The 9,176-nt window shown below is 57.8% G+C and carries 9 protein-coding genes; 1 reads left to right on the top strand and 8 read right to left on the bottom strand.

What is annotated here, in order from left to right; all coding sequences use genetic code 11:
- Positions 1-113: 113 nt before the first annotated feature.
- The 6 genes from AAEZ03_RS25050 to AAEZ03_RS25025 form a co-directional block, all read right to left on the bottom strand.
- Positions 114-767 carry an HAD family hydrolase gene (locus tag AAEZ03_RS25050; RefSeq protein WP_262125514.1) on the bottom strand — a complete coding sequence of 218 codons (654 nt, stop codon included), beginning with the start codon at positions 765-767 and terminating at the stop codon, positions 114-116.
- A 34-nt stretch (positions 768-801) separates the two neighbouring features.
- Positions 802-1,791 (bottom strand): ABC transporter ATP-binding protein, encoded by a 990-nt coding sequence (locus AAEZ03_RS25045; protein WP_123750369.1) that lies wholly within the window; start codon positions 1,789-1,791, stop codon positions 802-804.
- Positions 1,788-2,588, bottom strand: a complete 801-nt coding sequence (locus AAEZ03_RS25040; protein WP_123750370.1) for an ABC transporter permease — start codon at positions 2,586-2,588, stop codon at positions 1,788-1,790. The genes AAEZ03_RS25045 and AAEZ03_RS25040 overlap by 4 nt, the downstream gene beginning before the upstream one ends.
- A complete protein-coding gene (locus AAEZ03_RS25035) occupies positions 2,575-3,411 on the bottom strand; it encodes an ABC transporter permease (protein WP_048391213.1) in 837 nt (278 codons plus the stop codon). The genes AAEZ03_RS25040 and AAEZ03_RS25035 overlap by 14 nt, the downstream gene beginning before the upstream one ends.
- Positions 3,408-4,223 (bottom strand): alkaline phosphatase family protein, encoded by an 816-nt coding sequence (locus AAEZ03_RS25030; protein WP_153334573.1) that lies wholly within the window; start codon positions 4,221-4,223, stop codon positions 3,408-3,410. The genes AAEZ03_RS25035 and AAEZ03_RS25030 overlap by 4 nt, the downstream gene beginning before the upstream one ends.
- A 156-nt stretch (positions 4,224-4,379) precedes the next feature.
- Positions 4,380-5,447: an ABC transporter substrate-binding protein gene (locus AAEZ03_RS25025; protein ID WP_048368607.1), complete on the bottom strand. Its 1,068-nt coding sequence runs from the start codon at positions 5,445-5,447 to the stop codon at positions 4,380-4,382.
- Between the two features lie 333 nt (positions 5,448-5,780).
- On the opposite strand from AAEZ03_RS25025, the gene phnR reads away from it, so the two are divergent.
- Positions 5,781-6,500 (top strand): phosphonate utilization transcriptional regulator PhnR, encoded by a 720-nt coding sequence (gene phnR, locus AAEZ03_RS25020; protein ID WP_350582316.1) that lies wholly within the window; start codon positions 5,781-5,783, stop codon positions 6,498-6,500.
- 74 nt (positions 6,501-6,574) lie between these two features.
- Here the strand turns inward: phnR and AAEZ03_RS25015 are convergent, their stop codons facing one another.
- On the bottom strand, positions 6,575-8,734 hold the full coding sequence (locus AAEZ03_RS25015; protein ID WP_278939996.1) for a mechanosensitive ion channel family protein: 2,160 nt from the start codon (positions 8,732-8,734) through the stop codon (positions 6,575-6,577).
- A 106-nt stretch (positions 8,735-8,840) separates the two neighbouring features.
- Positions 8,841-9,017 carry a hypothetical protein gene (locus AAEZ03_RS25010; RefSeq protein ID WP_164488139.1) on the bottom strand — a complete coding sequence of 59 codons (177 nt, stop codon included), beginning with the start codon at positions 9,015-9,017 and terminating at the stop codon, positions 8,841-8,843.
- Between the last annotated feature and the right edge of the window lie 159 nt (positions 9,018-9,176).

Raw genomic sequence — 9,176 nt, 5'->3', positions numbered from 1 at the left:
ACTGTGTCTTCCCAATCGGCACAACAACCCCCCGTGTTGGCGCGAGCTTGCCTCGCGATCTTTTAAAAAGATCAAAAGATCGCGAGGCAAGCTCGCTCCTACAGTTAGCCTATTTACTTCCAGTGATGAATCGGCCAGCCGGCCTTTTCAGCGTGTTCACGCAAGACCGGGTCAGGATTGACCACATGCGGGTGATCCACTTTGAGCAGCAACGGCAAGTCGTTGCGTGAGTCGGAATAAAAACTCGCGCCCTCAAGGTTTTCTTCTTGCTCGTCCAGCCATTCCAGCAGGCGCGTGATCTTGCCTTCGCGGTAGGTCAGGGTGCCCACGGTGTTGCCGGTGTACGTACCGTGTGCGACTTCCAGTTCAATACCCAGCACTTCATCAATGCCCAGACGCTCGGCAATCGGTTTGACCAAATGCACGCCGGACGCCGAAATAATCAAAATGCGATCGCCGGCTTTGCGGTGAGCGGCCACGGTTTTGGTCGCGTCACTGAAAATGATCGGTTCGATAAAGTCTTCAACCCATGGGCCGACCAAATGATCGACTTCTTCAGGGGTACGCCCGATCAAGGGCTCCAGGCTGAAGGCCATGTAGTCTTCCATCTTCAATTCGCCTTGGCTGTAGGCGTGCATCAGTTCGTTATTGCGCTTTAAAAACGCCTGCGGATCGACCCAGCCCAGGCGGCCCATTTGCTCGCTCCACAAGGTGGCGCAGTCGCCGTGAATCAACGTTTCATCCAGGTCAAAAATTGCCAGGGCCATCAGTGCAACTCCCTTTTCATGGTGCTCAAAAGCATCAGGCTACCTCACATAAGGCGCTGGAATCGATGGTCAACGCCACGCGCTGACCATCCGCGTACAGGTCGGCCGCAGAACGGTTGAGCACGTCTACGATCAACTCCACGCCACGGACTTCGACCCGATAGCGGATCACGTTGCCCAGCAGGCTGTGGTTGCGGATCAGTGTGTCGGCCTCGCCGTGCAGGCTCAAGCCCAGGGTTTCCGGACGTATGGCGATGCGGCTGGTGACCGGGCGCTGCAATAAACGGCTGGCGGTGTCGGCGTCCAGCAGGTTGTAGTTGCCAATAAAACTCGCGGCAAACACGTCCACCGGGGCGACATAGAGGCTTTCGGCATTGCCGCTCTGGACGATCCGTCCCTTGTTCATCAGGAAGATGCGGTCACTCATGGTCAGCGCTTCTTCCTGGTCGTGGGTAACGAAAATCGTGGTCAGCCCCAGCTCGCGCTGAATCTGCCGGATCTGCTCGCGCAAATGCTTGCGGATACGGGCGTCCAGCGCCGACAGGGGTTCGTCCAGCAGCAACAGGCGTGGGCGCGTCACCAGTGAGCGGGCCAGCGCCACACGTTGGCATTGACCGCCCGACAGTTGGTGCGGGTAGCGCTTGGCAAAGTCATTGAGCTCGACCAGTTGCAGCACCTCAGCCACGCGTTTTTGGCTGTCATTGGCGTTGACCTTTTGCATGCGCAGGCCAAACGCGACGTTTTGCTCAACGGTCATGTTGGGGAACAGCGCATAGCTCTGGAACACCATGCCAATCCCGCGTTTTTGCGGGTTGAGCGGCACGATGTCCTGGCCATCGAGGAGGATCTTGCCGTCATCCACCGGCGTCAGCCCGGCAATGCAGCGCAGCAGCGTTGACTTGCCGCAGCCCGACGGGCCGAGCAGGGTGACGAACTCGCCCTTGCTGATGGTGAAATTGATGTCGCTGAAGACCGGCGTGCCGGAGTAGGTTTTTTGCAGGTGTTCGACGCTGACAAAACTCATTGGCTTTTGTCCTTGTTCAGGAAGGTGGCAACCCAGGTCAGCACCAGTACAAAAAGGAAGTACGAGATCACCAGCGCGCTGGTGAAATGGCCGCTGCTGTTACGCATGTTATTGAGGAACACCTGCAAGGTTTCGTAGCGGGTGCCGACCAGGATGTTGGCAAACACAAACTCGCCGAACAGGAACGAAAACGACAGCAGCAACGCCACCAGCAAGCCTTTGCGTAAGTTCGGCAACACCACCAGAAACGCCGCCTGCCAGGTGCTGGCGCCGAGCAGTTGAGCGGCGTCCATCAGATCGTGCAGGTTGATGGCTTGCAGGTTGTTGGTGATGGCCCGGTACATAAAAGGCAGGGCCACGGTGAAGTAGCAACCGATCAGGATCCACGGCGTACCGACCATGGCCATCGGCCCCGAGCCGTACAGTTGCAACAGGCCCACCGACGACACCACCGGCGGCACCGCAAACGGCAGCAGGATAAGGATGTTCATCAGCGCGTCGAGCTTGGGGAAGTGGTAATGCACCACAAACAGCAGCGGCAGAATCAACACCACCGACAGCAGCAAAGACCCGAAGCAGATCAACAGCGAATGGCCGAATGCGGTCAAAAAGCGCGGGTCGCTCCACAGTTGCAGGTACCACTTGAAGGTGAAGCCGCTGGGCAACACGGTGGCGGACCAACTGCTGGCGATCGAGTACACAAACGTGCCCAGCAGCGGCAACAGCAAAATAATAAACAGCAGGTAAACCACCGTGCGGTGATAAACGCTGGCGGTTCCGGTTTCAGCGCGCGACATGGTAGCTCCTCTTTAACAGCCACTGATGTACCAGCGTCACCAAGGTCATCAACCCCACCAGAATCACCGCCAGCGCACTGGCCATGTTCGGGTCCAGACTGATATCACCCGACACCATCGCGGCAATGCGGATAGGCAATACGTTGAAGTTGCCGGTGGTCAGCGCATACACCGTGGCGTAGGCGCCGAGGGCGTTGGCCAGCAGGATCACAAAGGTGCCTAGCAGCGCCGGTGTGAGGACCGGCAGGCCGATAAAGCGCCAGAACTGCCAGCTGTTGGCGCCCAGCAATGATGCTGACTCGCGCCAGTCTTCACGCAGGGCATCAAAGGCCGGGTACAGCAGCAGAACGCCCAGCGGGATCTGGAAGTAGGTGTACAGAATAATCAGGCCGGTTTTGGAGTAGAGGTTGAAATCCTCGATGATCCCCGCCTGTTTCAGCATGATCGTGATACTGCCGTTGAACCCCAGCAGGATGATGAAGGCAAACGCCAGCGGCACCCCGGAGAAGTTGCTGGTCATGTTGGCGAAGGCGTTGACGAAGTTGCGCAGCTTTGAGTCGACTTTATGCAGCGAGTAGCTGCCGAGCACGGCAATCACGATGCCGAACAGGCTGGACCAGAAACTGATCTCCAGACTGTGCTGGATGGCCTGTAAATAGAACTTCGAGGCGAAGATCTTGCTGAAGTTGTCCAGGCCCCAGCCGGTGTCTTCTGATTGCAGGCTGTGTACCAGCACCCACACCAGCGGGGCAATCTGGAACACGATAAAGACAATTGCAAAGGGCGCGAGGCACAACAATGCCAGCCATTTACCACGGGTCATGGCGCGGGTCTCAATAAGGTCTGGCACAGCGGTTTGTCATGGGCGACGCCCAGCAATTGGCAAATCGTGCCGCACAGTTCGGTTTGTTTAGGGGTGGCCTGAGGGTCCAGGCTAAAGGCGTCGCCAAGTACAAACAGCGGCACTTCACGCTCTTCGGGCAACAGGCCATTGTGCGAACGGTCGTTGTTCATGCCGTGATCGGCGGTCACCAGCACTTGGTAGCCCGCGTCCAGCCAGCCTTGCAGGTAGTCGGCCAGCACAATGTCGGCAGAGCGCGCGCTGTTGCGGTACTGCGAGCTGTCGAGGCCGTGCTTGTGGCCGGCATCGTCGATGTTCATCGGGTGCACCAGCAAAAAGTCCGGCGCATGGCGCAGGCGCAGGCTTTCGGCATCGGCAAACAAGTGGGAATCGGGGTAGTGATCGTTCCAGTAAAAATGCCCGTGCTGGATGGGCAGGTCACTGTCTTCGGTGTGGCGGTCACGGGCCGCGATAAAAGGCGAGCGGTTATACAGTTCGCTGACCCAGTGGTAAGCCGCGGCGGCGGTGCTCAAACCTGCCTCGCGGGCGTAATGGAACACGCTGCGCTGGTGAGACAGGCGCGACACATTGTTATGCACAATGCCGCTTTCAATCGGCGGCACACCCGTGAGGATGCACTCGTAAAGAGGGCGCGACAGCGCTGGCAATTCACAGGTGAGCTTGTACAGCGTGGCGCGTCCTGCGCTGACATAGGCCTGCAAATGCCCCATGGCATGGCGGGCAACGTCATGATTGAGTCCGTCGAGTACCACCAAAATGACCTTGTGTTTCATGTACTGCGACTCCGCGAACTAAAGAAAAACATAAGCCTCTGTAGCCGCTGCCGAAGGCTGCGATCGGCCACGAAGTGGTCGTGGCAGTTAAAGCCGAGGAAGGTCCTTCGGCCCTTATCGCAGCCTGCGGCAGCGGCTACAGGGGCAGCGAGCTCTTTACTGCATGTTGATGATGACTTCTTCCTGCCATTTCTGAGGCAGGGCCTTCGCGGTTTTTTCCCATGCGTCGGCGTCTTTGATCGGCGTCACGTTCTTGTACTGCTCGTTAGGCAGCAGCTTGGCCTTAACGTCGTCTGGCAGGGTCAGGTGTTCGGCACGGATCGGGCGGGCGTTGCCACGCGCCAGGTTGGTTTGGCCGGCATCGCTGAAGATGTATTCGCGGGTCAGTTTGGCGGCGTTCGGGTGCTTGGCGTATTTGTTGATGATGGTGGTATAACCCGAAATGACCGAGCCGTCCGACGGGATCAGCACCACGTAGTCATCCGGGTTGGCCATTTTGGCTTTGTAGCTCAGACCGTTGAAGTCCCAGACCACGCCCACTTCAACTTCACCTTTTTCCATGGTGGCGATGGTCGGGTTGGCCAGTGACAAACGGCCTTGCTTGGCGATATCAGCAAACATCAACAAGGCTGGCTGAATGTTCTTTTCATCACCGTGGTTGGCAAAGGCCGCAGCCAGAACACCGTTGGAGGCTTGCGCGGCGGTGCTCACGTCACCGATCGAGACCTTGTATTTACCGGATTTGAGGTCAGACCATTTGGTGGGTACTTCAGAGCCATGCAGCAGCTTTTTATTGACGATAAACGCGATGGTGCCGGTGTAGGCCAATGCCCAGTTACCGTCTTTGTCCTTGGCCCAGGCCGGGATCTGTTCCCAGGTGGTGGGTTTGTAAGGTTGGGTTACGCCTTTGGCCACGGCGATGGGGCCGAATGCGGCACCGACGTCACCAATATCAGCACTGGCGTTGTCTTTTTCGGCGGCAAACTTGGCCACTTCCTGGGCCGAACTCATGTCGGTGTCGACATGCTTGAGGCCATACAGTTTGTTCAAGTCTTCCCACGTGCCTTTCCAGTTGGCCCAGTCATCGGGCATGCCGACACTGTTCACGGCGCCCTCTGCCTTGGCGGCAGTTTCAAGGGCTTTTAAATCGACATCGGCGGCCATGGCCGAGGTGCAAAGGGCGATGCTGGTGCCTAACAGTGATGCCAGAAAAAACTGTTTCATCTGAAGCTCCTGTGGGGTGTTCACGCTGGTTTTTTTAGAGTTTTGCAGTGGGTTGGTCTAGGTCAGCAATACCTGAGCCAATTTAAGGGGGCTGCATGACACTTTAATGTCGGCATTGGTTGTGCAAGCACTTTTACAGGCCCGCCACGCGCCGTGAGCTAAGCGTAGACCATGGTCAAGGCCCCGGCGGGTGTGGGCTTGAGGGTTGAAACAGGTGTCAGTGTCATCGAACAGTCATCTGCACTGCCTAGGCTGGCACCCTCAAGAGTTAAGTGTTTTGCAGGCCGAGCCTGCCCACATTTGGTGCTGGACTAGTCCAGATAGGTAACGTTGATGCGTGAAGGTGCACCCAAAGCGGTGACAGCCATTGGTCTGGCCCTGCAAGAGCAAATCGAACATGGCTTGCTGACCTCTGGCAGCCAATTACCGGCTGAAAGAAAACTCAGCGAACTGTTCGCGACCACCCGCATCACGGTGCGTGAAGCGTTGTTGCAACTGGAAGCGCAAGGCGTGGTGTATCGCGAGGAGCGGCGCGGCTGGTTTATTTCGCCGCCGCGCCTGGCCTACAACCTGATGCAGCGCAGCCACTTTCACGCGATGGTCAGCGCCCAGGGAAGAGTGCCGACCACCGAGGTGATTTCGGCGCGCCTGCAGCCGGCGTCGGCCGCCGTGTGTGCACGTTTGCAGTTACCGGCGTTTTCCAGCGTGATCCAGATCTGCCGGGCGCGGCGCATTGATGGGCGTTTGGTGCTGTATGTCGAGCATTACCTGAACCCGCAATACTTCCCGCAGATTCTGGATTTTGACCTCACGCAGTCGATCACCGAGCTGTATGCGCGGCACTACGACTTGCATTACGGACGGGTGCGTTTTGAGATCGTGCCGACCGCCTTGCCCGCCGAAGCGGCGGCAACGCTTAAAGTGTCGACGGGCAGCCCGGGGTTGAGGATCGAGCGCATCAACTATGACCAGCACGAGCGGCTGATCGACTGTGACATTGAGTATTGGCGACATGATGCGATCCACGTGGGTGTGGATGTGCTGGAGCGTTAGGCCTGAGGCTTGCCTCGCGAGCTTTTTAAAAGATCAAAAGATCGCGAGGCGAGCTCGCTCCTACAGGGGAGTGGTTACTCCTTCTGCAACGTTCCGCTACCGGCTGTTACTACCTGTACGCTCAGGCGCGGTGTCGCGAGGTCAAGGCCGGCTTCATCCAGATGGCGCTTGAGCGACAGGTTGAACGCCCGTGACACTTCCCATTGCTTGATCGGCGCGGTTTTGAAGCGTGCGCGCAAAATCGCGCTGCCCGACTCGAAACTTTCGACCCCTTGAATCTCCAGCGGCGACCAGATGTTGCGGCGCTGCAACGGGTCGGTGCGCATCTTTTGTCCCACCTCGCGCATCAGCTTGATGGCGTCGTCGATTTCCATGTTGTACGGGATCGCCACGCGGAAGATCGCGTAACCGAACTCGCGGGAATAGTTTTTGATGCTTTTGATTTCACTGAACGGAATGGTGTGTACGATGCCGTCAATGTCGCGCAGGCGCACGGTGCGAATCGTCAGGCCTTCGACCGTGCCCAAGTGGCCACCGACATCCACGTAATCATCGATGGCCAGCGAGTCCTCAATGATGATGAACAAGCCGGTAATCAGGTCGGCAACCAGCGACTGCGCACCAAAACCAATGGCCAGACCGATCACACCGGCACCGGCCAGCAGTGGCGTGACGTTCATGCCCATGTTCGCCAGAGCGACGATCAGCGCGATGATGAAAATGGCCGCAAACAGCACGTTGCGAATCAACGGCATCATGGTTTGCGCGCGGGCGTTGGCCAGGCCTTTGCGCGAGCGGGTCAGGGCGTGGTGGATGGCCGTATCGGCGAGAATCCAGATCAGCCAGGCAAACAGTAACGTCCCCGCCAGGCCGAACAGTTTGACGCTGATTTCATGGCCTTCACCTTCGGTGAAACCGATCAGCGAGAGGCCCCACACGCGCAACCCCAACTCGATGAACACCAGCCACACAATCAAGTGCGCCAGGGTGTAGACAAAACTCTTGAGCCGTTCCGAATACAGCGCGTGGCGCTTGGGCCCGCGTTGGGGCTTTTGCGCATGGCGGCGCACCAGACCGTTGATCACCATACACAGCACCACCAATACGGCGCAGATCAGCGACTGGCGCAGCGCGGTGCTGGTATCGCCCGCCGACAAGAAGGTGGCGAACAATGAGATGCCCACCAGAATCAGTGCGGCGATGTACCAGTAAGTACCGAGGGTCTCGATGCTGTCGCTCAGGGCGCGGCGGGTGAGGCGGCGTGACAGCGGCTGGTTACGGATAAGGTGAGCGATGGGGCGGCGGAAGCGGATGATAAACAGCCCGGTCGACAGCGCCGCCATCACATTGGCAAACGTGGCCACGGTATGCGCCAGGTGTACGCCCAGGGACGCGACCATGCGCGGGTCGCTGAGCGCTTCGCCGAAGGCGGCAAAGCTGCCGATCCACCACAGCGGGCGGAACGCCTGATGCCGCAGAATATGCAGGGCACGATGACGGTGCGGGCCATCGAGCAATGAAAACAGAATTACACAGGTGGCCGAGAAGCACGTGCCGATCACCAGGGCGTAAGCCAGCGCCATGGCCAGGTCTTTACCCAGCGACGATGGCAAGGCGTAACTCATGTACACCGTGATCACCAGCGCCACCAGCCAGGGGCCGAGCTTGCGCAAGGCAAAGCGCAGCATGTCGACGGCTTTAGGGTGTTGCGGCAGTTCTTCGCTCAGGCCAAAGCGCAAGCGCACGCGGTGGCTGACCCAAATCAGCAGTGAAGCCAGCAGGCTCCAGATCATGATGATCAGCGCAAAGGCAAAGATGATGGGCACCCATTCCTTGGCGGGCAGCATCAAGGCCACCAGTTCATCTTTGGCCTGGCCGATTTCTTCGCTCCAGCGCGAGGTGGGGCTGTCGTTGCCCGAGAACTGTTTTTCGAGGTCGGCGAGGGTGCTGCCGATCAAACCCAGGACGCCGATTTCAGCTTCGGGCTGGGCTTTTTTGGTGGCGTCGCGAAGCTTTTTAAGGTCTGCCAGCAACTTGCTGCGTTGCTGGTCGTTCTCAAGGTTTTTGATCACCTCGTCCAGCGACTGGCCCAAAGGCTCGGTGGGTTGCGTTTGGGTTTTATCCGAACTGGGGAGCAGGCTGGTGATGCCCACAGCCTGGGCCGAGGCGAGCGGCAGCAAGGTCAGCAGACAAATCAGCAGCCAATAGGGCCGGGCAAAGAGACGAAGAAACACTAGGCGATCACCCTCGGAAAGTACGGATCGGACGAGTGTACGCTAGGCCCCGCGATCATTCATTTCTTGTCATACATAAAATAAGTGATCGCGGACGCGGTGCTCTTTATTGATTCAGTTTGGCGAGAATTTTAAAAACGATGGTGCCGAAGATCAGCAACATGCCAAACCAGATCGACAGTACGCCGGGTTTACTGTCGCGAAAGTTGAAGCCAATGGTGAGCAGCAACATACCAATCACAATGGGGATCAACATGGAATTAAAGGCGGATATTTCGAGCATGTTCTGGACCTGAAGAAGTTAATCACCCAAGTCTAGGTGGCTTTACGCAGAAGTGGGGTGATGTGTATCAAAAATGAATCGTCCGGGCACTCTTCACCTGTGTAGGAGCGAGCTTGCCTCGCGATCTTTTTTAAGATCAAAAGATCGCGAGGCAAGCTC

Source organism: Pseudomonas sp. HY2-MNA-CIBAN-0224, assembly GCF_040310285.1.
In the GTDB taxonomy this organism is placed as follows: domain Bacteria; phylum Pseudomonadota; class Gammaproteobacteria; order Pseudomonadales; family Pseudomonadaceae; genus Aquipseudomonas; species Aquipseudomonas helleri.
The sequence above is the reverse complement of the archived record's forward strand: the minus strand, read 5'-3'. Positions and strand labels throughout refer to the sequence as shown.